Origin of the sequence: Nocardia sp. NPDC059236, from assembly GCF_042754085.1 — a bacterium.
GTDB lineage: Bacteria > Actinomycetota > Actinomycetes > Mycobacteriales > Mycobacteriaceae > Nocardia.
Genome location: NZ_JBHZAF010000004.1, coordinates 328837 through 352028, shown reverse-complemented (window position 1 = coordinate 352028; position 23192 = coordinate 328837). Strand labels below are relative to the sequence as shown.

At 66.5% G+C, this 23192-nt stretch carries 18 protein-coding genes; 7 read left to right on the top strand and 11 right to left on the bottom strand.

Annotated elements, in window-relative coordinates:
• Positions 1-118: 118 nt before the first annotated feature.
• Entirely contained in the window at positions 119-910 is a 792-nt protein-coding gene (locus ACFXIV_RS13755) for an SAM-dependent methyltransferase (protein WP_379399366.1), read from the top strand.
• Positions 911-980: 70 nt separating this feature from the next.
• Here the strand turns inward: ACFXIV_RS13755 and ACFXIV_RS13750 are convergent, their stop codons facing one another.
• Positions 981-2021, bottom strand: a complete 1041-nt coding sequence (locus ACFXIV_RS13750; RefSeq protein ID WP_379399367.1) for a hypothetical protein — start codon at positions 2019-2021, stop codon at positions 981-983.
• Positions 2022-2143: 122 nt separating this feature from the next.
• Between ACFXIV_RS13750 and ACFXIV_RS13745 the strand changes: the two genes are divergently transcribed.
• Together ACFXIV_RS13745 and ACFXIV_RS13740 are read left to right on the top strand one after the other, a co-directional pair.
• A complete protein-coding gene (locus ACFXIV_RS13745) occupies positions 2144-2497 on the top strand; it encodes a hypothetical protein (protein WP_379399368.1) in 354 nt (117 codons plus the stop codon).
• Position 2498: 1 nt separating this feature from the next.
• Complete coding sequence (locus ACFXIV_RS13740; RefSeq protein WP_379399369.1) at positions 2499-3515, top strand: alpha/beta hydrolase; 1017 nt, start codon at positions 2499-2501, stop codon at positions 3513-3515.
• A 23-nt stretch (positions 3516-3538) separates the two neighbouring features.
• Here the strand turns inward: ACFXIV_RS13740 and ACFXIV_RS13735 are convergent, their stop codons facing one another.
• Positions 3539-5044 (bottom strand): MFS transporter, encoded by a 1506-nt coding sequence (locus ACFXIV_RS13735; RefSeq protein WP_379399370.1) that lies wholly within the window; start codon positions 5042-5044, stop codon positions 3539-3541.
• Positions 5045-5227: 183 nt separating this feature from the next.
• On the opposite strand from ACFXIV_RS13735, the gene ACFXIV_RS13730 reads away from it, so the two are divergent.
• Positions 5228-9061: an arabinosyltransferase domain-containing protein gene (locus ACFXIV_RS13730; RefSeq protein WP_379399371.1), complete on the top strand. Its 3834-nt coding sequence runs from the start codon at positions 5228-5230 to the stop codon at positions 9059-9061.
• A 237-nt stretch (positions 9062-9298) separates the two neighbouring features.
• Here the strand turns inward: ACFXIV_RS13730 and ACFXIV_RS13725 are convergent, their stop codons facing one another.
• Both ACFXIV_RS13725 and ACFXIV_RS13720 read right to left on the bottom strand, forming a co-directional pair.
• Positions 9299-10429, bottom strand: coding sequence for an alpha/beta hydrolase (locus ACFXIV_RS13725; RefSeq protein ID WP_379399372.1), 1131 nt, complete (start codon positions 10427-10429; stop codon positions 9299-9301).
• Between the two features lie 164 nt (positions 10430-10593).
• Positions 10594-10974, bottom strand: coding sequence for a cyclophilin-like fold protein (locus ACFXIV_RS13720; RefSeq protein ID WP_379399373.1), 381 nt, complete (start codon positions 10972-10974; stop codon positions 10594-10596).
• 158 nt (positions 10975-11132) lie between these two features.
• On the opposite strand from ACFXIV_RS13720, the gene ACFXIV_RS13715 reads away from it, so the two are divergent.
• Positions 11133-11747, top strand: coding sequence for a hypothetical protein (locus tag ACFXIV_RS13715; protein WP_379399374.1), 615 nt, complete (start codon positions 11133-11135; stop codon positions 11745-11747).
• Positions 11748-11934: 187 nt separating this feature from the next.
• Here the strand turns inward: ACFXIV_RS13715 and ACFXIV_RS13710 are convergent, their stop codons facing one another.
• A complete protein-coding gene (locus ACFXIV_RS13710) occupies positions 11935-12141 on the bottom strand; it encodes a hypothetical protein (protein WP_379421260.1) in 207 nt (68 codons plus the stop codon).
• A 383-nt stretch (positions 12142-12524) separates the two neighbouring features.
• Here ACFXIV_RS13710 and ACFXIV_RS13705 point away from each other — a divergent pair, with 383 nt between their 5' ends.
• On the top strand, positions 12525-15803 hold the full coding sequence (locus ACFXIV_RS13705) for a protein kinase (RefSeq protein WP_379399376.1): 3279 nt from the start codon (positions 12525-12527) through the stop codon (positions 15801-15803).
• Positions 15804-15962: 159 nt separating this feature from the next.
• Here ACFXIV_RS13705 and ACFXIV_RS13700 read toward each other — a convergent pair whose 3' ends face one another.
• The 5 genes from ACFXIV_RS13700 to ACFXIV_RS13680 all read right to left on the bottom strand — a co-directional run bounded on the left by ACFXIV_RS13700 (position 15963) and on the right by ACFXIV_RS13680 (position 21356).
• Complete coding sequence (locus ACFXIV_RS13700) at positions 15963-16583, bottom strand: response regulator transcription factor (protein WP_379399377.1); 621 nt, start codon at positions 16581-16583, stop codon at positions 15963-15965.
• A complete protein-coding gene (locus ACFXIV_RS13695) occupies positions 16580-17881 on the bottom strand; it encodes a bifunctional 3,4-dihydroxy-2-butanone-4-phosphate synthase/GTP cyclohydrolase II (protein WP_379399378.1) in 1302 nt (433 codons plus the stop codon). The genes ACFXIV_RS13700 and ACFXIV_RS13695 overlap by 4 nt, the downstream gene beginning before the upstream one ends.
• Positions 17882-18157: 276 nt before the next feature.
• Positions 18158-18763, bottom strand: a complete 606-nt coding sequence (locus ACFXIV_RS13690) for a TetR/AcrR family transcriptional regulator (protein ID WP_379399379.1) — start codon at positions 18761-18763, stop codon at positions 18158-18160.
• A 164-nt stretch (positions 18764-18927) separates the two neighbouring features.
• On the bottom strand, positions 18928-20253 hold the full coding sequence (locus tag ACFXIV_RS13685) for a flavin monoamine oxidase family protein (RefSeq protein WP_379399380.1): 1326 nt from the start codon (positions 20251-20253) through the stop codon (positions 18928-18930).
• Between the two features lie 20 nt (positions 20254-20273).
• Positions 20274-21356: an LLM class flavin-dependent oxidoreductase gene (locus tag ACFXIV_RS13680; RefSeq protein WP_379399381.1), complete on the bottom strand. Its 1083-nt coding sequence runs from the start codon at positions 21354-21356 to the stop codon at positions 20274-20276.
• A gap of 315 nt (positions 21357-21671) precedes the next feature.
• On the opposite strand from ACFXIV_RS13680, the gene ACFXIV_RS13675 reads away from it, so the two are divergent.
• Entirely contained in the window at positions 21672-22418 is a 747-nt protein-coding gene (locus ACFXIV_RS13675) for a hypothetical protein (RefSeq protein WP_379399382.1), read from the top strand.
• 95 nt (positions 22419-22513) lie between these two features.
• Here ACFXIV_RS13675 and ACFXIV_RS13670 read toward each other — a convergent pair whose 3' ends face one another.
• Positions 22514-23164 carry a hypothetical protein gene (locus tag ACFXIV_RS13670; RefSeq protein ID WP_379399383.1) on the bottom strand — a complete coding sequence of 217 codons (651 nt, stop codon included), beginning with the start codon at positions 23162-23164 and terminating at the stop codon, positions 22514-22516.
• Positions 23165-23192 lie beyond the last annotated feature (28 nt).

Sequence of the window (23192 nt, the reverse complement as noted above, 5' to 3'; positions counted from 1 at the left end):
CCTCGGCCCGGTTTCGCGAGCTTTTTCGGACGCCTGGCAGGTTGCCGACAAGCTGCGCATTTCTCTCTGGCGTGCGCCGCAAATTGTTACGATCGGCGGGGATCTCGAGGGAGGTGCGGTGTCTGAGCTCAATCGAGCACCGGTGGGCGTGGATCCATTCCGGCCCAACGCTGCTCGCGTGTACAACTACATGCTCGGTGGCAAGGACAATTACGACGCCGACCGCGCACTCGGCGACAAGATGCTGCAGGTCGCCCCGGACACCCGGGAGACCGCCTGGCACAGCAGGCAATTCCTGCTGCAGGCGGTGCGACGCGCGGCAGAGGAGGGCATCCGTCAGTTCGTGGACATCGGCGCGGGCATTCCGATCAGCCCGAATGTGCACGAGGTGGCACAGGAGGTCGACCCGTCCGCCCTCGTCGCCTCCATCGACTACGACCCCGTGGTGTACGCCCACAGCAACGCGCTGCTCCCCGGCGCACCGGGCGTCACGCCCATCCTCGCGGATATTCGCGAACCGGACAAAATTCTCGAATTAGCGCGCACCGAGGGCGGAATCGACTTCTCCCTGCCGGTTGCCGTCGTGATCGTCGGAGTCCTGCACTTCGTCATGGACGACGAGAAGCCCTACGAGGCCGTGGCACGCCTGCGTGACGCCATGGCGCCCGGCAGCCTGCTGGTCATCCAGCACGCCTCCACCAATACCCACCCGTTCTTCCAGAACGCCTCCACCAGCGACACCGTCGGCAGCCCCTCCCAGATCGACTTCCGGCCGCCGGAGCAGGTCGAGCGCTTCTTCGAAGGGCTGGAGATGTTGCCGCCCGGCCTCGCGCCCGCCAATGAGTGGCTCGCCGGCAACCTTCAGCCCACCCGCCTGGTGGTCCTCTGCGGCATCGGCCGCAAGAACTAGCCACCCGGACTCGAGCCGCCGCGCCGTCGCGGAACCCGCTGTGGCGTAACCGAACCCGCGCTGGCGCCGCTCAATCCACCGCAGCCAGCGTATCCGCCCGCGCGACCAGCGCATCGGCGATCGGGCGGGGACGCCGGCCCAGGCCGCAGGCGCTGGCGACGCCGTCGAGCGGGCGGCCCAGCACCGATTCGATGGTGCGCAGCGTCTGGATCTGCTGAGCCTCGGTCGGGGTCTCGTGGACGAAACCCGCATAGAAGCGGGTCGTCGGCGGTGGGTCCAGGCCCGCGAGCGGGGCATAGAACTCCGGGCGGGTGGAGGGCGGAATCTCACCGGCCGCGAGCGGGCCGTGGATGAATTCCAGGGTCCGGCCCGAGGGCCATTGCCGGGCAATGGAATTGGCCAGTTCGACCAGGGGGCGGGTATCGCGCAGTGTGGTCCGTGCCTTGTTGCGCATGCTGCCCAGGCACAGGTGCACGCCGATGCGGGTGCCCTCCGGGGTGGCCGCCGCGAGCTCCGCGATGCCGCGGCCCAGGCCCAGCGCCGCATCGATACGCCGGTGCAGCGGCTGGGTTTTGGCCATCAGCACCATTTCGGCGGTGGCCTCGAACTGCAGCACCACCTGGTCGCCGGCCCGGGCGCGAATGGCCTCGATATCGCGAATCGTCGCTTCGCGGAAGGCTTTCCGATACCGTCGCACCCCGCCCACCCCCATCGCGATGAAGGCCATCGTGAAATCGGTCGGCATGCCGATCTGGAGTGACAGCTCGGGTAGATCCCGTTCCGAGCGTAGGGTTTCGAAGGTCGGCAGCGCTTCTTCTGCCTCGCCGCGGTAGCCGAACTCCATCATGTCTCCGGTCAGCCCGGCGTCCCGGGCGGCGCGGTGGATGGTCCGCTCCCGGCTCGACGACCATGAACCGCTGCGTTTCACTTCCAGCGCACCCTGAGTAACCAGATTGTCGATGATCGGCTGGATGTACCACTCGTAGCGTCTGGTCTCCCCGGTCGGCAGCGTCCGCAACCGGGTGCCCGCACCGTCGAGCATCGCCCGCATCGCATCGCCGGTGCTCTCGGCCGGAAAGCTCCCGACGAAGTGCACATTTCGCGCGCCCATACCGTGCATAGTAGATCTTCGACCACGTTCCCGAATGCACCGTTCACGGATCATTGTGTGGAGTATCGTCATTCGCCAGAGAATGGCCGGACTCGGAACCGCTCCTGGGAAGAATTTCGGTGATGAAGAAGCTCTATGCCCGTTTGATGAAGGCCTCATGCCCCGTCGATCCGGAGTCGATGGCGGTCAATCTTCCCATCATCCAGGGTGAGGTCGTCCCGTACGCCATGTCGGATCCGGGCGCACGCCAGATCTTCTTCTTCCTGGACGAGCAGGACGGGACCATGTTCTCGATCACGCTGTACGACACCGAAAAAGACCTCGAACACGCCATGCGGGACGCCGACAGCGAGCACCGCCACACGACGCTGGCGCGGCTGGGCTGCACACCCATCGACGCGCGCACGCTCGAGGTGGTGGCGGGCGCGGTCGCCGACAACGCCGCGAAAGTCGACTTCAGCCAAGGGATTTCCTGACGTGCGCACCTCGTTGCGGGCGCTGGCCGTCTGCGCGGCCACGACCCTGCTCTCCCTCACTCCGGTACTGGCACAGGCCGATCCCGCGGTCCCGGCCGATCACTGCCAGGACGTGACGTTCCCGGTCCCGCAGGGCACCATCGCGGGCACCCTGTGCCTGCCGGACGGGCCCACGGACACGGTGATGATCCTGATGTCGGGATCCAACTACAACCACCTGTACTGGGACTTCCCGTACCAGCCCGACACCTACAACTTCCGACGCGCCATGAACGCGGCCGGTTACGCGACGCTGGTGGCGGACCGGCTCGGCAATGGCGCGAGCAGCCGGCCGCCGAGTCTCAGCCTGACGGCCTCCGAGACCGCGGAGGCCCTGCACACCATGGTGCAGGCGCTGCGCGGCGGCTTCGCGGGCAATGCCCCCTTCACCAAGGTGGTCACCGCCGGTCACTCGCTGACCTCCGGCACCTCGGTCATGGAGGCCACCAGTTACCACGATGTCGACGGCGTCCTGCTGACCGGTTACTCGCACACGCTCAGCGTGCCGGACGTGCTCGGCGTCATCAGCACCTACTACCAGGCGGTCAATGATCCCGAATTCGCCGGGCGCGGTTACGATCCCGGCTATCTGGTCACCCGACCTGGCACCCGCGCCGCCGATTTCTATGGCATGAACCCGGACCCCCGGGTCGTCGCGCTCGACGAGGCCAGCAAGGAGACCTTCTCCCTCACCGAGTACCCCGACGGCCTGCTCTCCACCCTGCCCGGCATGTCCAGCTTCATCACGGCGCCGGTGCTCATCGTGAACGGGAGCCGGGATCGCATGAGCTGCGGCCCGGATTTCGGCACCTGCACCGACACGACCACCCTGGATGCGGCCGAGCGCCCGTACTTCTCCCCCGCGGCGAAGCTGCGCACCTTCGTGCTCCCCGACAGCGGCCATGCCATCAATCTCGCGCCGAATACGGGTGACTACCGCGCGGTGGTCCTCGACTGGATGAAGTCGCTGGCCAACTGAGATCCGGTGCGGGCCTGCCGGACTCAGGTCGAGAACGGCGAGCCCGCGCCCTCCGCCCGGGCCGTACCCTCGCGTCGGGTGGCCGCCAGGGGCAGGGCGATGTCCTCGAGCGACCGGCCCTCGGCATCCACCGCGAGGAGCTGGGCCACCACACCACCCGCGATCATGACCGCCGCGCCCAGCAGATAGCCGAGGAACAGGCGGACCGGATGTGAGCCGTCGCCGATCAGCGCACCGTAGATGACGGGCCCGAGCGCGCCGAAACACTGTGCGATGGCGAAGAATACGGCGATCGCCTTGGCCCGGACCTCGAGCGGGAAGATCTCGCTCACGGTGAGATAGGCCGAACTCGCGCCCGCCGAGGCGAAGAAGAAGATGACGCACCAGCACGCCGTCTGGGTGATCGCATTCAGGACCCCGGCGTAGAACAGCACCGCCGAGATCGCCAGCAGCACACCGGAGAGGATGTAGGTGCCCGCGATCATGCGACGGCGGCCGATGGTGTCGAAGAAATGCCCGATGGTGAGCGGCCCGGCCAGGTTTCCGACCGCGAAGGCGATCAGATAGATGGGCGTGGAACCGGAGGGCACCCCGTAGAACTTGCCGAGCACCAGCGTGTAGGTGAAGAAGATCGCGTTGTACAGAAACGATTGGCTGATCATGAGACTCGCGCCCAGGATCGCGCGCTGCGGATACTCGCGGAACAGCACCTTGGTCAGTGCCAGATAGCCGATGCGATCGGCGGGTTTCACCGCCATGGCCCGGGATTCGTCGACCGGCGGCAGCGACACCCCCGTTGCCTCCACCTCGCGCTCGATCTCCGCGATCGACTGCTCAGCGTCGCGGGCGTGGCCGTGCATGATCTGCCAGCGCGGGCTCTCCGGGAGATGGCGGCGCACGAACAGGATCACCAGGCCCAGCACCGGGCCGATGAGGAAGCCCAGCCGCCAGCCCAGCGACAGGCTCAGGTGATTGAGCAGAATGTAGGTGCCCAGGGTGCCGATAATCGCTCCGGCCCAATAGGTTCCGTTCACCGCGATGTCGACGCGGCCGCGATAGCGGGCCGGAATCAGCTCGTCGATGGCGGAATTGATGGCCGCGTACTCGCCGCCGATACCGGTGCCGGCGATGAAACGGGTGACGTACAGGAAGACCACCCAGCCCGCGCCATTGCCGAGAGTCGCTGCGGTGAGCCCGCTTCCGAGCAGATAGACGCCCAGGGTGATCAGGAACAGCTTGCGCCGGCCCAGACGATCGGAGAGGTTGCCGAACACCAGCGCGCCGACCACCTCACCCGCCAGGTACACCGTCGCGATCAGGCCGACCGCGGTCGAGGACAGGTGCAGGGTCTCGGGTTTGGTGAGGGTGTCGGCGACCGCGCTGGCCACCGTGATCTCCAGGCCGTCGAGAATCCACGCCACGCCCAGCGCGACCACCAGCCGGGTGTGGAATCTCGACCACGGCAATCGATCGATCCGGGCGGGCACCAGGGTCCGCACCACGCCGCCGCCGTCGAGCGCCTCCGCCATCACGACTCCTGAGTCCGGTTACCGCGTCCTCTGTCCACCATCGAATGCCCCGACAAACGATAGGCCAATCATCGACGATCACCGCTCGAACTGCGAAGATGCGGGTCGATCGGCGCCGGAGAACGTGCCGGTCCGAATATTCCGCGATGAGTTTCGCGGAAGCTATGGCTAGCATCGGCGTTCGTGCGTTCAGTTTCCGGGGGAGTTTTTCCAATTCGACTGATCGCCCTCGTAACGGGGGTGCTCGGTGTTCTGCTGGCGGTGCTCACACCACTACTGCCGGTCCGGCAGGATCGGGCCGGCCTCGATTGGCCACAGGCACAGGCGCTTCAGATGACCGCGCCGCTGGTGGATTACGTGCCGCTGTCGGTGGATATGAGCGTGCCATGCGCCGTGCTGCGGGACATGCCCAGCGGGACAGTGCTATCCACGGTGCCCACACAGGCCCCCGGCGCAGCCGCCGAAGGTCTGATCGCCCGGGTCGAGGACCGACCGGGCACCGGCCGCACTCTGTCGGTGACGCTGCGCAACATCCCGCTGCTCACCGCCTCGATCTTCGAAATGACCGGTGTTGGAACAGCTTCCGACCCGGTCATCACCTCGCCCTCCAGCGTCGCCCCGCAATCCGGCACCACGCCGACCCCGACACCCGGAGCCACGCCGCCTGCCAACGCGAACCCCACGCCCGGCGCCACACCGCCGCCCGGTGCGAATCCCGCACCCGGAGCGGCACAACCGTCCGGCGCGAACCCTGCACCCGGCGCTGCACCACCCTCGGGCGCGAATCCGGCCCCGGGAGCGACACCGCCCCCAGGCGCGAATCCGCCTGCCGGAGCGACACCACCGCCAGGAGCCACGCCGCCGGCGGAAGCCGCACCGATAGCGGGCTCGAATCCGGCGCGAGGAGCAACCCCGCCGCCCGGTGCCACGCCGCCGCCGGGAGCGAATCCGCCTGCTGGAGCGACACCGCCGCCGGGTTCGACACCGCCGCCGGGAGCCACCATGCCGGCGGATGCGCCGCTGCCGCCGGCCGGTAGCACCGATCCCGGTACGGCTGCCGGGCCCGGGGCTGGGAGCGGGTCGAATCCGAATCTCGTGCCGCACGCCGGTTGCGGTGCGCTGGTTGTGCATTCGAGTGCGGAGGTCACCACCGCCGAGTTGACCGGGTTGACCAAGTCGGACGGTTCGCCGTTCCGGACCACGGTCACGCGGGATGTGCGGCCCCAGATCGTCGGGGTGTACACCGATCTGGATCGGACCCGGCTGAGTGATGCCAAGTTGCACGCCGAGGTGGATTCGCGGTTCTCGTCGAGTCCGAGCGTGCTGAAGCTGGCGGCCATGGCGGGCGCGGTGCTGTGCACCCTCGTCGCGCTGGTCTGCCTGTATTTCATGGATGCGGCGGACGGCAGGCGCAGGCGGAGGTTCCTGCCGGCGCGCTGGTGGCGGTTCACGCTCACCGACGCGGTCGTGCTTGCGACGCTGGGTGTATGGCATGTGATCGGGGCCAATACCTCCGACGACGGCTACATCCTCACCATGGCGCGGGTATCCGAGTACGCGGGATACACCGCCAACTACTACCGGTGGTACGGGGTGGCGGAAGCGCCCTTCGGGTGGCCGTACGAACTGCTGGCGCAGATGACCCGGGTCACCGATGCCGGTGTCTGGATGCGGTTGCCGGCGCTGCTGGCCGCGGTGCTGTGCTGGTGGGTGATCAGCCGGGAGGTGTTGCCGCGCCTGGGTTCCCGGGTGCGCGCCGCATCGGGTCCGCGCTGGGCGGCCGCGCTGGTGTTCCTGGCGCTGTGGCTGCCGTTCGACAACGGTCTGCGGCCGGAACCCCTGATCGCGCTGGGCGCGCTGCTGACCTGGTGCTCCATCGAACGCGCGATCGCCACCAGGCGCTTGCTGCCCGCCGCGGTCGCGGTGCTGATCGCCGCGTTCTCGCTGGCGGCGGGACCGTCCGGATTGATCTGCCTAGCAGCACTTTTCGCCGGTTCGCGACGGGTGCTGCGGATTCTCCTCACCCAGGTGCGCGCGGAAGCCGGCGGGCTCCCGGGCCTGCTCGCGCGCATCGCTCCGGTGCTGACGGCGGGCACCCTGGTCCTGACGGTGGTCTTCGCGGATCAGACCCTGGCGTCGGTCGCCGAGGCCACCCGGGTGCGAAAGCTGGTGGGCCCCAACCTGTCCTGGCCGGACGAACCCACCCGCTGGATCTCGCTGCTCTCCCTGACCCCGGACGGCTCGCTGTCGCGGCGCTTCGGCGTGCTCGCCATGCTGCTGTGCCTGGCCGTCTGCGTCGCGGTGGCGCTGCGCAAGGGCGGCCGGATTCCGGAGACCGCCCGCGGGCCGGCGGCGCGGGTGCTCGGCATCGCCGTCATGTCACCGCTGCTCATGGCCTTCACGCCGACCAAGTGGACGCATCATTTCGGTGTCTATGCCGGACTGGCGGGTGCACTGGCTGCGGTGACAGCGGTCGCGGTGGGCGGCAGGGGAATCCGGCTGCCGTACCTGCGCTCGCTGTTCGCGGCGGCGGTGCTGATCCTGGTGGCGTTCTGCTTCACCGGCTCCAACGGCTGGTGGTACGTGTCCGGCTACGGCGTGCGCTGGCCGGATCGCGCACCCGTGGTGGGCGGTACCAGCGTCGCCTCGCTGATCCTCGGGCTGGGCGCGTTGTGCCTGCTGGTGGCGGCCTGGCAGTACTTCCGCGAGCCCTATCAACCGGCCGGAAACGCCGCGGCGGCACGGGTTTTCGATCGAATCGCCATCCGGCCGCTCACGGTCGCCGCCGCCCTGGTGGTGCTGTTCGAGGTGGCGACCATGGCTTCGGCGGCGTGGACGCAGTACCCCGCATACTCGGTCGCGCTGTCGAATCTGCGGGCCCTGCAGGGGAAACCGTGCTCAATGGCCGATGACGTGCTCGTGGAGACCAAGCCCGAGGAATCCCTGCTCACGCCCTACACCGGCACCGCAGCCGACGGACTCGCCGCGGACAACAGCGGATTCACCGCCAATGGTGTCGGAGACCTCGCGCCCGAAGGCGGCGGCCCCGGCGGTGGCAGCGGTCCGGGCGGTGGCAGCGGCGGCGGGAGCGGCGGTCCCGGCGGTGGCGGCCAGCAACAGGGCACTCCCCCGCCCGGCGGCGGCCCCGCGGACAAACCCAAGGCCGACCCCGGCATCAACGGCAGCACCATCGCCCTGCCCTACGGCCTCGACCCCAAGCTCACGCCCATTCTGGGCAGCTACACCACCGGCCAACCGCAGCCCGCGCATCTCACCACCCAGTGGTATCGCATGGATCTTGCTGCGGCACAGCGGGATTCCAGCTACCACATCCTGGTGCTGACCGTGGCCGGCCGCATCGCCGGTGAGGAACAGGGCCGCCGGATCGACGGCGCTCAACTGCACCTCGAGTTCGCCCACCGAGCCGACGACGGCACCATCGAACCCCTCGGCACCCTGGCGCCCCCGACGATCGGCGGCGCCCCCGGCTGGCGCAACCTGCCCATCCCCCTGGACCGAATCCCCGCCCGGACCACCGCGATTCGCCTGGTGGCCACCACTGACGACCCGACCGGCAAGCAATGGCTCGCCCTCACCCCGCCCCGCCTGCCCCGCCTGGCCACCCTCGACACCGTCGTCGGCCACGACACCCCGGTCCTGACCGATTTCCATGTCGGCCTGGCCTTCCCGTGCCAGCACCCCTTCGACCACCGCGACGGCATCGCCCAGCTCCCGTCCTGGCGCATCCTCCCCGACAAGCTGAACGCCCAGGTCTCCGAAACCTGGCAGGGCGACACCGGCGGCGGCCCCCTCGGCTGGTCCAGCCTCCTACTCCGCTCCCAGCCCGTCCCCGCCTACCTCAACCACGACTGGACCCGAGACTGGGGCGAACTCCAGAAACTCACCCCCTACATCGACGCACCCCCCGCCCCCGCCACCGTCCACGTCGAAACCCGCTGGGGCTGGACCGACGACACCCCCATCAAGGCCGCCCCCGACCCCACCCAAACCCACTAGAACTCGACCGAGCCGGGCCTTCGGGCCCGGACTCGGTCGTGTATCAACGGAATTCGTGAACGACTTCGATCGGGCCCACCAGGTGCGCATTGAACTCTTCCAGTTCGAGAATGGTCGGCCCACCATCGCCGCGCAATTCGCGCGTGGCCGAGCTGACAAGCAGAGACCCGCCGCGGTCCGAATGCTCGGACGGCGGCGGGTCTTTCGGTTCGGCGTTGTTGATTCGGTTGGGCCCGGTCAGTTTTGCGGGGCCGGGGCTCCGGCGGGCGGGGCGCCGTTCGGGGGCTGGCCGCCGCCCGGGGCGTCGGCCGGGGGCTGGGCGGGCTGGGCGCCCGGGGGGAGGGGCTTGCCGATGTGCTGGGCGATGTCGGGGAGCATGCGGTTGGCGACCTGCTCCCAGTTGCCCCAGTTGTGGACGCCGATGCTCGGGAAGTCGTAGCTGACGTTGTCGTAGCCGAGGGACTGCAGGCGGGACTGGAAGGCCTTGGTGTTGGCCAGGGCGATGCCTTCCAGGGGCATGCCCTGGATGACCGCGTCCGCGGAGGACAGGTCCTGCTGAGCGGGGACGGCGCTGCCCGCGGCGATATAGAGGCGGGTGTTGTTGTCGATCAGCTGCTGGACGAAGCCGTACGGGTCCATCCGCTGCCACTTGGCGCTGCCCGCGGCGGCCATGGAATCGATGTTGTAGCCGCCGGCCGCGAGCAGGGCCAGGCGCAGGGCGTCACGCATGCCGGGCGCCGACATGTACAGGTAGCCCGACAGTGAACCGGCGTAGTTGAACTGGCCGGGGTGATAGGCGGCCATCAGCAGGGCCGCGCTGCCGCCACTGGACAGTCCGAAGATGCCATTGCGAGAGTCACTGAACCCCAGTCGATCTCGCAGCGCATTACGCAGGTTCTGGGAGAGGAAGGTCTCCCACTGGTAGGTGTAGGACTTGCCGGAGGTCTCGTCCCAGCCCGCGACCGCCGAACCGGAATCCCGGCTCGGGAACAGCGACGCATCGGGATTGGCGCCGCCGAAGCTGCTCGGGGCATCCCAGTCCTGATAGAAGCTGGATTCGCCGCCGACCGGCATCACCACATTGATATTGAATTTGGCCAGTGCCGCCGGGATGCTGGTGTGAATCTCCCAGCCGTTGTAGTCGTTCTGCGCACGCTCGCCATCGAGCAGGTACACCACCCGGTCGGTATTTCCGTCGGCCGCGCGCACGATCCGGGACTTGATCGAACCCATGCTGGAGTCGACATAGAAGTCGAACGCATCCGGATTCGTGTCTGCCGCAGCCGGTCCGGCCGTCAACGCCCCGAACGGCAGCAATACGGCCACCGCGGCTCCCGCCAGGCCCCGCTTGGCCCATCCACCCCGCATATCCTGTTGTGCCTTTCACTCCACGGCCGAACCCGGCCGCTCCCCTCGATCTTCCCCCGCTCCTCTGTTCCCGGCGCGGCGGTTCGCCGAGCAGCATAGCCGCTGCCGATGGATCGGGTCCCCCCGAATCATATTGCGGCACTGGGCCGGATCGGATTGCGGCGCTAGGCGAGTTCGACGCGGATGGGGTCGCCGCCGCGAACCGTGGCGAGTAGATGCGGGTCGCCGTCGATGCGGCCGAGGATATTGCACGGGCTGGCCAGACGGCATTCGCCGGCGCGGGATACCGGGGTGGGGCCGAACGGGAGGGCCAGGGCATCGCCATCGGTCCAGAAGGCGACGGTTCCCGGGTCGACTACCTGTTGGGCGTCGGGTTCGCGCGGGACGCTCACGTCGGTCTCGAAGTAGACCTCGTCACCCCAGGTGCTGGCGACAGCGCTGATCGGCAGAGCGTTGAGCAGCGCCCGCACCGTCGGGGTGTCGTCGAGGGTGGCAGTCAGGCGGTTGCCGGGCCAGCTGATACAGATGCGGGTCGGGTGCGTCACGAGTCACATTCAACAAGATGTTGAAGACATTTTCAACAAGATGTTGATATCCCTGCGGCGCAATGATCTGTTAAGCGAACCCGAAGGTTTCACACGAAGGCTGCTACCGCGAACAGTTCGAGTCCCACAGGACTGAACACCGGCGGAAGGGGACGGGGATGGAGGCAGCGGTGCTTGTCTTCGGTGTGTTGTTCGGGATCCCGCTGGTACTGCTGATGGTGTTGCTGCCCATCGCGATTCTGGCCGAACGGAATCGGAAGGCGCGACTGCGGGATTGGGCCGTGGTCAATGGCTGGACCTTCCAGGAACGATCGTTCGCGCCGTGGACCGCGCGGCTCCCGGGACGCAATCGCCGCGGGCTCGGCGTCACCCTGACCGGGCGGGTGGGCGGGCGCTGGGTGACCGTCGCCGAGTACTCGTACGAAACCACTTCGAGGACAGGCGAATCCACGACCACCACCACACACCGCTATCTGGTGGCGCTGGTGCTGCTGGACCGGCCGCATCCCGCCCTCGCGGTGCGGCAGCGCGGGCTGATGTCGCAGTTCGGCCGGGCCCTGTTCGGCGACAAGCCGACCGCCACCGGCAATGTGCTGTTCGACGCCCGCTTCCGGATCGATGCGATGGCCTCGGCGTACGCCAAGGCCATGGTCGGACCGGCACTGGTCGCCGCGCACATCGCGGGCGCGGTGCCGCAGTGGAGCCTGGTCGGCAACGAGTTGCTCACCTTCGCGCCCGGCGGAAAGCTGAAGGACCCGAACCTGATTCCCTGATTCGCCGGGCAGCTATGCCAGGTGGCCGACCTGCTCGGTCCGGTCGACTTCGCCGCCCGCCCCGGGCTGCCCGACACACCGCGCTAGCTAGTCGCGCGGGATGCGGTCAATAGCTGGCGGACTCGTTCGACGGTGATCTCGGCTTCGTGTTCGGCGATCTCGGCCGCGCAGCGCGCGACAACCTGGTCTATCTGCTCTCGAAGCGCTGCCGCCTCGCTGTCGCGGCGCTGCTCAGTCTGGGGAGCGCATTCCACGCGGTCAGGTAATTGCGCCAGATCCCGGCGTAGCTGTCCGGAATACCGTGTGCGGCCATCACATCCAGCGCCTCGTGGATCCAGACTTCGAGGTCCGAACCGTCGCCGACGTAGTCGGCGAAGACCATGGCTCCGGCCATGGCAGCTGGAACGCTGCGTATCGGCGATTCCGGGACCAGTGCAGAAGCCGGCTCGGTTGCCACGAACGACATGTCTCCGAACGCGACCTACGGAGCAAGGAAGCCTGGAGCAATGGATTCGGAGAATCCCGCCCCCGGTAGTCAGGGCAACGTCGATTGCACGATGCTCAGGCGCGACGGCCGTTCTATCCGCGACCTAACTACTTCCCGCTCTTCACCGAGGCGCCGGTGCCCGCGCGTCACCGGACGCAGCGGTGGTTCAGCCCGCACGCATCATTTTGCCGCGTTGCCTACCCACGGGACCGAAGGTGTTCGCCATGGTCCGGACACGCGTGCAGAGATACTCTGGCTGATGTCCGCCGCGGGCGAATTGCGAGTAACCGATGGTTGAGAGCGATCCATTCGAAACGCAGCGTGATGCCGGTCTCGACGTCGTCACGGAGTTACGCGCGGCCGGGTTCGACGACGCCGACGAGATCGGGCGGGGTGGTTTCGGGGCTGTCTATCGGTGTATTCAGGTTGCCGCGGACCGCACGGTGGCGGTGAAGGTCCTCACTGGTGAACTGGAGGAGAACCGGGAGCGATTCTTTCGCGAGCAACGTGCGATGGGGCGGCTCACCGGGCACCCGAACATCGCCGGGATGCTCGAGGTCGGGGAGACCGGTAGCGGTCGTCCTTACTTGGTGATGCCGTACCACTCTCAGGGCTCGCTCGACGCTCGTATCCGGCACGGCGGCCCTCTGTCCCTCGCGGAGATGCTTCATGTCGGGGTAAAGATGGCGGGTGCGCTGGAATCCGCGCATCGAGCCGGAGTTCTCCACCGCGACATCAAACCGGCGAACATCCTGCTCACCGACTACGACGAGCCGGCCTTGACCGACTTCGGGATCGCCCACATCACCGGCGGCTTCGAGACCACGTCAGGAGCGATCACCGGCTCGCCGGCCTTCACCGCGCCCGAGGTGCTCGGAGGACAGGCACCCAGCCGCGCCTCGGACGTCTACGGGCTGGGAGCCACGTTGTTCTGCGCGCTCACCGGCCACGCGGCCTTCGAACGCCGTAGCGGCGAGCAGGTGGTGGCCCAGTTCGTGCGGATCACCACCCATCCGATTCCGGACTTGCGCGAGAGCGGTATCCCGGGGGATGTGTGCGAGGTTATCGAGGCGGCGATGTCTCGCGACCCGCACGACCGCCCCACCGCAGCCGTGCTGGGTCAGCAACTGCGCCGAATACAACTGGATCACGGTCTCACGGTCGATGAGATGGCGCTGCGAGCGGAACCAGGGTCCGAACCCGAATCCGCCGCCCCTTCGGTACCTGTAGTGCCACAAGGAATTCCACGTATCCCCAGCGACGGGTTGCACGAGGGGGCAGGTAACTTGCCTCTCGAGCTGACCAGCTTCGTCGATCGCCGGACCGAGTTGTCCGAGGTCGCAAACCTGTTGCCGGGGTCACATTTGGTGACCGTGACTGGGATCGGTGGGGTCGGAAAGTCACGGCTCGCACTGCGAGTCGCTCACAAGGTCCGGCGAAAGTTCGCGAACGGGGCATGGCTGATCGAGCTGGGGGAGCTGAGCGATGCTGCGTTGCTGCCCGACGTTGTGGCTGCCGCTTTCGGAATGCGAAGCCAGGGCAGCAGATCCGTGCTCGACACGCTGGTGGAGGGCCTGGCCCCACTCGATCTTCTGCTGGTGCTGGACAACTGTGAGCACCTGATCGACGCGGTTGCCAAGCTGTCCGAGTCGCTGCTGCGGGCGTGTCCGAACCTGCGAATTCTGGCCACCAGTCGCGAGGCTGTAGGCATCGGCGGAGAAACCGTGTATCCGCTACGGCCGCTTGGGATTCCCGATTCGATCAGCCAGCGAACGTTGGCACAACACCACGCGGTGACGCTGTTCATGGAGCGCGCCGCCGCGGCGGTGCCCGGGTTCGAGGTGACCGAGGGTAACGAGCGCGGCATTGCCCAGATTTGCACCCGGCTGGATGGTTTGCCATTGGCAATCGAACTGGCTGCGGCACGGCTGCGCACGATGTCGGTTGAGCAGATCCAGACCCGGCTGAGAGACAGTTACAGCCTATTGACCCGGGGCGGGCGGGACGCGCCGAAGCGGCAGCAGACGCTGAGGTATTGCATGGGCTGGAGCTATGACCTGTGCACGCTCGACGAAAGGCGGCTGTGGGCCGGCTTGTCGGTGTTCGCCGGCGGTTTCGAACTCGACGCGGCCGAGCAGGTGTGTGCCGGTGACATGACCGAGTCCCAGCTGCTCGATACGTTGGCCGCGCTGGTGGATAAATCGATCCTCATCCGGCAGGAGACCGACGGGGCTGTGCGCTTCCGGATGCTGGAAACAGTTCAGGAGTTCGGCCGAGAGAAGGCCCAGGACTCCGGGCAGTTCCCGAGCCTGCTCCGAAGGCACCGGGACTGGTGTGAACGATTGGTGTACGAGGCGTACGCGGAGTTGATCGGTCCGCGCCAACTGGAGTGGGTTGCCCGGCTGGAGCGAGAGCTGCCGAATATTCGAAAGGCACTGGAGTTCAGCCTGTCCGAGTCCGACAGCGGCGGACTCCCGATAGTCGCAATGCTCTACCTGTTCTGGACTCTGCGTGGCCGGGTCAATGAGGGGCGCCGCTGGTCCGAGCGCGTGCTCGCGCATTCACCCGGTGGCCGGACCGCGGACCGAGGCAAGGCGCTCGCCGCGGCCGGTGCGATGGCGGCTATGCAAGGCGACCTACAGGCTGCGGCCGGCCAGGCCGCGGAGCTTCGCACCCTCGCCGAGCAGACAGGGGATCCGTTGGTCACGGCCCTGGTCGCCCACGTCGAGGCAAATGTCGCTCTCGTCGGCGGTAATGCCGGTCGGTCTCACGCGGCTGCCCGCCTGGCGGATGTCGTCCGCAGCCACGAGGTGTCCGGTGACCTCGGGATTCAGTTGGATGCCCGAATCTCCCTCGGCTGGGCCTACGCCCTGCAGGGCGATGTTTCCGAAGCCGTCGCCTGTCACGAGAAGACGGTCAGTATCACCGAAGACGCCGGGGAAACGATCTATCGATCATGGGCGTTGTGGGGGGCGGGCTTCGCCGTGTGGCGCGGCGGCGACGCCGAACGCGCCACGCACTTGTTGGAAGACGGTATTCGATTGTCCGAACTGATGGCCGATCCGTTCGTCGCCGCAGGCTGCTTGGAGTCGCTGGCCTGGATTGCTGCCGACAAGCGCGAAGCCCAACGTGCTGCCGTGCTGATGGGCGCGGCAGACACGCTGGGACTCGTCGCCGGCACCTCCACATTCATCTTCCCCGAACTGCTGACCTACCGTGACGAGTGCACGCTGAGTAGCCGCCGAGTGCTCGGCGTGCGAGCCTTCGACAAGGCCCGTGGGGAAGGTTCTGCGATGAGCCTCGACGCCGCGGTACGGTTCGCGCTCCATGAACGATCCGAAGCCGGCCCAGAGATTGATCGTTCGTCGGAGGACCTGACGAGGCGTGAACGCCAAGTCGCTGACCTTGTCGCAGAAGGTCTGACCAACAAGGCGATCGCCGGGCGTCTTGTGATCTCACAACGTACCGCGCAGGGGCATGTCGAACACATCCTGGCCAAGTTGGGATTCACCTCTCGCGCGCAGATAGCTGCTTGGGCCACAGCGCATTCCGGCAGCACATCGGACTGACCCCTGCCGGATCCCACTGAACGTCGAGGCAAGAGTGCGGTGCGGGCGACAGCCGCATATCATCCAGGTTTCTGGTATCCAGCCACTGCGGCCACTTCTGGATCGCGATACCGCAATCAGGGGACTGAGCCGAGACACCAAAGGCAGCCTCGGCGTGAGTCATGCAGGCAAGGGTCGGCGCGGCTCCACGATTCCCAGACGTTTGCCGCGTAGGACTGCGTCGGTTCGGTTGCGTGCGCCGAGAGTTCGCAGCAACCCCCGGGTGTGTGCCTTGATGGTATGTGGCGACAGTGAGAGCTGTTGTGCGATCTCACGATTCGTGGCGCCGGTCATCATCAGTCGAAGAACCTCGAGTTGGCGAGCCGACAGTGCGGGAGCACTGCCCGCCTGGGACGATTCCCGCGGAGCAAGGCGCCCCTTGTCCCCCTGCATCACGGCACTCAGGAGTGTTCTCGCATCCCAGTCCCGTCCGATCCAACCAACGATGCTGCGGTCCGCCACCGGGCTGGGGCGAGAAGTGTGCACCGTTTCCATCGCCAGGATGTGGCACTGCGGCCACGCCTGCGCGATCTGCGGTGCGATGTCGTTGACGGACACCTCGCCGAGCCAGTCCTTGACGATGGCAACATGCGGCCGCCACCGCCGTGCGGCTTCAACGGCTCCTTCGAGCGAGGCCGCAGTGAGGCAGCGCTCGACCCATTCCTGGCTGTTGAGCAACGCACGGAAGCCAATGCGCACGACTTCGTGGTCGTCGACGATCAGTATCCGGCGGCCGTTCATCGTGCACCCCGCATAGACGCGGTGCCGGTCCGCGGCAGATCGAATAGCCGATCTCTGGTTTCGAGACCGTCCAGCAGGTGGCCGAACCTATCTCGTTTGGTACGGAGATAAGTGAGACTCTCGGCGGTCGCCGCGGGCGTCAGTGGGACCCGCTCCAACACATCCAGACCGGTGTGAAGCAGTGCCGCGACCTTGTCCGGATTATTAGTGAGCAGTCGAACTTGCTGCACGCCAAACCATTTCAGGACCTGCCCGGCAAGGGTGTAATCCCGCGCGTCGGCTTCGTGACCCAGCTCGACGTTGGCATCCACGGTATCCAGACCCTCGTCCTGGAGTGCGTAGGCACGAATCTTCTCCAGCAATCCGATTCCGCGTCCCTCGTGGCCGATCGCATAGAGCACGATGCCACGCCCGACCTCGGCGATGATCTCCATCGCCGAGGTCAGCTGACGGCCGCAGTCGCAGCGCGCCGAACCGAACACATCACCGGTGAGGCACTCCGAATGCAGCCTCACGTGCACAGGCGCCCCGGTGGTCAGATCACCGAGCACCAGGGCGAAGTACTCGGAGCGCTCCGGCCAAACCGGCCGGAATCCGAACGCCCGGAACTCTCCGAACGACGTAGGGAGGCGAGTCTCGGCGACGCATTCCACCAACTGCTCGGTGGCGCGGCGGTACTGCGCAATCTCATCGACGGTCACCAGCACGAGATCGTGCCTTCGGCTGAAATCAACCAACTCACGACATCGAGCCATCGAGCCGTCTGGCGACATGATCTCGCAGAGAACGCCATATGGCAGGAAGCCCGCGAGCCGGGCCAGATCGCTGGCTGCCTCGGTATGACCCCGGCGTTCGAGGACACCGTGCGGTCTCGCCCGTAACGGGAACATGTGGCCCGGGCGAACGAGGTCGGTGGGGCGAGTCTTCGGGTTGCAGAGGGCCAGGATGGTCTCGGCCCGATCCGCTGCGCTGATCCCGGTGCGTCCCTCGCCGGCGATATCCACCGACACCGCGAAGCCGGTGTGGAAGGAGCTCGTGTTGTCCGAGACCATCGGCGGCAGCTCGAGCTCGTCCAGGCGCTCCGACGGCAACGCCACGCAGGTCAAGCCGCGCCCGAACTGAGTCATGAAGTTCACCGCCGCAGGCGTCACCGCCTGCGCTGCCATCACGAGATCGCCTTCGTTCTCGCGGCCTTCGTCGTCGACGACCACCACCATGCGGCCGGCCTTGATGCTTGCGATGGCGGCCTCGACCACCTGGAGGGCATCCCTGGGACCGCATGTATCGAATTCGCCCATTGTGTTCTACCTAAACGTCAGCCGATGTGCTCGGGCCGGGCGGCAACCGTAGTTACCGGTATCACATCAATCTATACGTACGTTTGTTTACGCGCAACCCTGGGTTTGGACGCCAGCAATTGCCGAAGACCAGGCAATTCCCTGTTACAGCAACATTTTCGGCAGCGTGCAACGCTGGGTTGCACACACAGGCACACGACAAAAGAAGCCACCAGCCATCACAGAGTGATAGCTGGTGGCTCTCGAGTTTTGGATCGCGGCGCGAAACGAAGCTGGTCAGACTACGTCAACCTGATGACCATCCGCAGCATCGGTCCCGCGAAACGAACTGAACATCCGCCGCTGGGCGGCGGCTACCCGAGCCGGATCCAGCACGCGACTCGGATCCAGGAACGCCTGCATCAGCAGACCGTCGAGGACGGCCATGATGATGCCCGCCGCGTCGTCCGCAGCCTGGTCATCCCCGAGCCCGAACGCAATCGCCATTGCAGGACGCAGCGTCGCGTAGGACTCTGCGAGCGGATGACGCACCCGCTCGTCGTGCGGTGCGCGAGCCAAGGCCGTGAAGAATGCTCCCAGTAGCCCGGAGTACTGGCCCATCCCGGACAGCACGACGTCTATCGCCTGCTCGAGCCGATCGCCGAAGTCTCGGACCGGCAGTCCGACAATGTCGGCGATGACCTCGTCCTGCCAGCGCTGAAAGGCCACATCCATCGCCTCGGCGAGCAATCCGTCCTTGGAGCCGAAGTGATAACTGATCGATGCCAGATTCGCACCGGCTTCCGTCGAAATCACCCGGGCGGTGATGGATTCGGGCGGCAGTGTCTGCAGGCAGCGGATTGCGGCCTCTACGAGGGCGGTTCGGTTGCTGTGTTGGGCCATTACCGATCATTCGTGGTTGTGTGTCGAGAAGTGCGGCACGACGATTCCGTGAGGAACTGGTTGACATCGACCTTAACGCGGGTGGTCGTCCCTCCGGGCCAGCCCATGTCCGGATGGGTTGCGCCGGACAGCGCCGCTCGACACCGTCCGGCGCTCCCCAGGCCTCAACGCCCTAGCATCCCCGACAGTTGAGACGCAGCCAGATAGCCGCTCTGGATCGCACCGTCGATCCAGCCGACCAACCCCGTCGCGATATCGGCGCTCGCGAAGGCGATTCGGCCTTCCGGCGCCCGCATGCCGGACAGGTAGGGCAACATTCCGACCGGGTACGCGGCCCATCCGCCGCCGGCGAACGAATCACGAGTCCAGTCATGCCCGCCGACCTCGACCACCGTGCATCCTGGGATGAAGCGATCGAATGCCTTCTGCACCTGGGCTCGGTCGTGGATGTCGAACTGCTGCTCGCGCGGCTGATCCGCACGGTATCCCAGCGGCGTGAAGTAGCTCATCAGCTGTGCGTCACCCAGATCGTATTCCGAGATGACCGTGGTGACGCCGTCACCCGATTCGGGGCTGGCCAAACCACTGAACGCGGGTGGCGCGTCTTTGACCAGAGCCCAGCCCTTCATACCGGTGCATCCGGGCCGGAGGTAGGCGCCCTGTTGTTTGGCATCGCTCAGCTCCGGCGAGAACTCGATCGAATTCCAGCAGTTCGCTGGAACAGCCACGACCGCGCCGCGAGCCCACACCACATCCCCGCTGGCAAGCCTCACGGTGACGCCCTCGTCGCACTGGTCGATCTTCGTCACGATGGCGTTGCACCGAACTTCGATCGCGTTCTCGGCGAGCATCGCCTCGAGCAGTTCCATCGATCGAGTCGGTCGCCGCAGCTCGAGGGTGAACCAACCGGCAAGACTCTTACCGCGATTGGCCGTCCACCACAGAAACATCAGTGCGCTGAATTCGTCGGAGGGACGGCCGCCCTCGGTCGTGGGCCACGACTCCAGCAGATCGCGGAAGCCGGGGGGCGGCTCCAGACGATCCAGCATCTCGCGCCAACTGACGTCCAGGTCGTCCAGCTGCTGCGACTCGAGGGGCAAAGCCGGGTCGATTCGATGGACCATCTGCAGCAGTTGGAATGCAGCCTTCTCGGATCCGAGGATCTCCTCCGGCAGCAGTGGAACCGGGTGGGTGATGCGCTGGCCCCCGAAAAGGTAGGCGAAGCTCTGCGCATCCCGGGAGTGCGACCACTCCACTCCGTAGTAGGCCATCTCCCGTTCCATGAACGGGCATCCGGGCGGACTCCAGGCGCCGCCCATGTCCACCGTCACCCCGGTGCTACCGAAGGTATCGGTGAACACCTTGCCGCCCACACGATTTCGACCCTCCAGGAGCAGGACACGCTGACCTTCGCGCGCCAGATTCCGGGCGGCCGTGACGCCTGCATAGCCGGCACCTACGACAATGACGTCCCAGCCAAGCTCATCCATATTCGAATTCCGTATCGCGATCAGCGGACCGCGGCTTCGACATCCAGCGCCCGCAAGCCCGGCAGCACATCGCGGGCGAAGACCCGCATGCTTTGCTCGACATCGGCCATCGGCACACCACCGGAGGCAAAGGTCACCACAAGGTGTCCGCACCCGGTCTTCTGCTGGATCAATTCGAGCTGTTCGCGGCATTCGGCCGGGTTGCCCCACACACAGGTGTCGATGAATTCCTGAACTTCGGCATTGTCGTCCGATTCGGTGGTGTCGGCCGAGGTGTCGTAATGCTCGTAGCCCTTCACCTTCGCGAAGGTCTCGGACTTATTCAGGCCGTAGTGCTCGACAACGCTGCGGTAGTAATTCCCCATGTAGCGGTGGGCGATCTCGCGAGCGCGCGCCGAGTCCTCGTCGCAGAAGACGAGAACATTCGTGAGCGGCGCGGGTGCCGGCGTGCCGTGTGTTTCGGCGAATACCGCCCGGTATCGCGACACATCCGCGGCCACATCGTCCCACGATTTGAATGCGATGAGCAGCACGCCGACACCCAGCTTCGCGATGATCTCGAATGAATCCGGAGACATTGCTGCAGCGAAAGTGCGGTTCCGGAAAGGAGCGGTCGGCGCGGGACGCAGATTCCGCTCCGGCTGCTGAAAATGCTTTCCATCGTAGGCCAGCATGCCGGTGTCCAGAGCCTTCAGAACAATGTCTGCCGATTCGAGGAAGCGCTCCCGGGATTCGTCCATCGGAATACGCAAGCCTTCGAATTCGGTCTTTCCGAGACCACGGCCGATGCCCAGAATCACGCGGCCACCGCTGAGCACGTCCAGGACGCTGATCTGCTCGGCCACCCGCACCGGGTCGTGCCAGGGCAGAATCGTCGCCGCCGTACCGAGCCGGATATCGGGATTCAGCGCCGCTACGTAGGTCAGGAACTGCAGCGGGTCCGGCGTGATGTCATAGCTGGTGAAGTGGTGTTCCGTAGCCCAGACACCGTCGAAACCGAGTTCGATGGCCAATTCGGAGCTGCGTACCGCGTTGGCCCAGACCTCGGTGTCGGTGAGCGCATCCTCGAAGCTTTGGAAGGAAAGGCCAAGACCAACGTGCATGAGAAGAACCTCTCGGAAGTGGACCCGGCGGGGAGAAAGTATTCCCTCCGCGTGGGCTGGTCAGATTCGGACAGGGTCATCGTCTGCAGCCCACCGCAATCCAGTCAATGAATCACCCTCGGGAATCACCCCATTGGGTAAGTGTCGAGTCCCGTTCGCACCCAGATCCTGGGCCACCACCGATATCCGCGGTATAGCCCATCAGGCTAGTCCACGGCACACCCGCTTGACGCGATCGGAAACCGAGCAGCAGCATCTTCGCAGTGATTCCAATCACACCGAGGCAAGACTTTTCGGAAAGAAAGATTGAAACCGATGAACAAACTCACCCGAACCGCTGTCACCTCGACATTCGCAACCGCGGCACTCTGCCTCATGGCAGGCACGGCCACCGCCGATCCGGCCACCGACTCGACGGTGACGACCGACATCGCACCGGGCGTGCGCTACACCGGAAATACGTCGGATAATTCGGCTGCGGTGGACACCGCATTCGGGTCGTTCGTCATGCGGGACGGCCAATTCCAACTCCGCGACAGCCAAGGAAATCTGGTGGTCGGCAATCCGGCGGTCGGAGATGTGCAGTCGGTCGCCGCGGTCGATTCCGGATCGGAGGCGGCGGAGCCGAATACCCCGGCGGCGGCCACCTCTTGGAACGAAGAGTCCGCCCCCGCCCCGGTACCGGACGTACCCGCCCGAGTCGCGACCGACGCCGCCGCGGCGTCGACGCCGATGCTCCAGAACGTCGATGCCACAGCCGATTTCAACGGTGCCCTGGGCGTCGTGGCCACCCAGTTCGGCCTGGCGACCGGTGTCGGGACGCTCGCCGGCGGCATTATCGGCGCTGGTGTCGGCTGCGTCGGCGGCGCGCTGACCGGAGGGTTCGCAGCGATTCCGACCGGACCTGTCGCCCTGCCCGCGGCGGCCCTGGGATGCCTGGTGGGCTCGAGTGTCGGTATCGCGCTCGGCAGCCTCGCCGGAGCCGCACTCATCGGCATCCCCGTGGGGATCGCAAGCGGTGTGCAGATGTACAACAGCCTGCACGATCAGGGCGATATCTGACCTTCTCCGCTCTTTCACGGCCCGGCTTCCCCGACCGAAGCCGGGCCACACCGCTGTCCACACCGGGCGGTCGCCCGCCTACTGGTTCCGCAACGTCACTCGCCGAGCGCCAGGGCGACGGCCGCCGCACCCGACATGTCCTCACCCGCTCGGCGCGCGGTCGCGAACTCCGCGTCACCGAGAGCCGCAATGGCACGCCGGACACATTCGGTGTGGCTGGTGAGCAGGTTCGGCGAGAGGATCGGCCAGTTGCCGGCCGCGGTGGCCAGCGCCCCGGCCGCCCCCGTCAGCACCGCAGCCCGCTCCGGGTCGTCGGTGTCGCAAGCGATCCAAGCCAACGCCTCCAGACACATTGCCGTACCGACCGGATCGACGATCAGCCTGGCCAGCCGTTGCAACGCCTCGTCCAAAAGCTGTGTAGCCCGGTCGAATTCACGGTGTTGCCACTCCAACAACCCGGTTGCCCACTGCGCGTAGGAACGGGCCACGGACTCGCCCGACGACTCGGTGATCTCCAGGACCCGTACGTAGCATTCGTTCGCCTGCTCGGCGGATCCGCACATCGCGTGGCAGAGGCCCAGCATGAAGAGCGCCTCGACCTCGAGAGCGAGTCTGTGCTGCTGACGGAGTTCCGCCGCGACATCCGTCAGCACGTCGCGGGCCTGGTAGGCGCGCCCGCTGTAGTAGGCGGGAAATCCTTCGGCATAGGCAGCTGTGGTATCGACGGGTCGAATCCGACAGGACACCCGCCAGCGCGTGCCCCTCCTGGACCAG

Excerpts from the sequence above, each read along its gene's own strand:
- ACFXIV_RS13750 (WP_379399367.1), bottom strand. The coding sequence starts at position 2,021 with ATGGGCGCGCGAAATGTGCACTTCGTCGGGAGCTTTCCGGCCGAGAGC.
- ACFXIV_RS13745 (WP_379399368.1), top strand. The coding sequence starts at position 2,144 with ATGAAGAAGCTCTATGCCCGTTTGATGAAGGCCTCATGCCCCGTCGAT.
- ACFXIV_RS13735 (WP_379399370.1), bottom strand. The coding sequence starts at position 5,044 with ATGGCGGAGGCGCTCGACGGCGGCGGCGTGGTGCGGACCCTGGTGCCC.
- ACFXIV_RS13725 (WP_379399372.1), bottom strand. The coding sequence starts at position 10,429 with ATGCGGGGTGGATGGGCCAAGCGGGGCCTGGCGGGAGCCGCGGTGGCC.
- ACFXIV_RS13715 (WP_379399374.1), top strand. The coding sequence starts at position 11,133 with ATGGAGGCAGCGGTGCTTGTCTTCGGTGTGTTGTTCGGGATCCCGCTG.
- ACFXIV_RS13710 (WP_379421260.1), bottom strand. The coding sequence starts at position 12,141 with ATGGCCGGAGCCATGGTCTTCGCCGACTACGTCGGCGACGGTTCGGAC.
- ACFXIV_RS13705 (WP_379399376.1), top strand. The coding sequence starts at position 12,525 with ATGGTTGAGAGCGATCCATTCGAAACGCAGCGTGATGCCGGTCTCGAC.
- ACFXIV_RS13700 (WP_379399377.1), bottom strand. The coding sequence starts at position 16,583 with ATGAACGGCCGCCGGATACTGATCGTCGACGACCACGAAGTCGTGCGC.
- ACFXIV_RS13695 (WP_379399378.1), bottom strand. The coding sequence starts at position 17,881 with ATGGGCGAATTCGATACATGCGGTCCCAGGGATGCCCTCCAGGTGGTC.
- ACFXIV_RS13690 (WP_379399379.1), bottom strand. The coding sequence starts at position 18,763 with ATGGCCCAACACAGCAACCGAACCGCCCTCGTAGAGGCCGCAATCCGC.
- ACFXIV_RS13685 (WP_379399380.1), bottom strand. The coding sequence starts at position 20,253 with ATGGATGAGCTTGGCTGGGACGTCATTGTCGTAGGTGCCGGCTATGCA.
- ACFXIV_RS13680 (WP_379399381.1), bottom strand. The coding sequence starts at position 21,356 with ATGCACGTTGGTCTTGGCCTTTCCTTCCAAAGCTTCGAGGATGCGCTC.
- ACFXIV_RS13675 (WP_379399382.1), top strand. The coding sequence starts at position 21,672 with ATGAACAAACTCACCCGAACCGCTGTCACCTCGACATTCGCAACCGCG.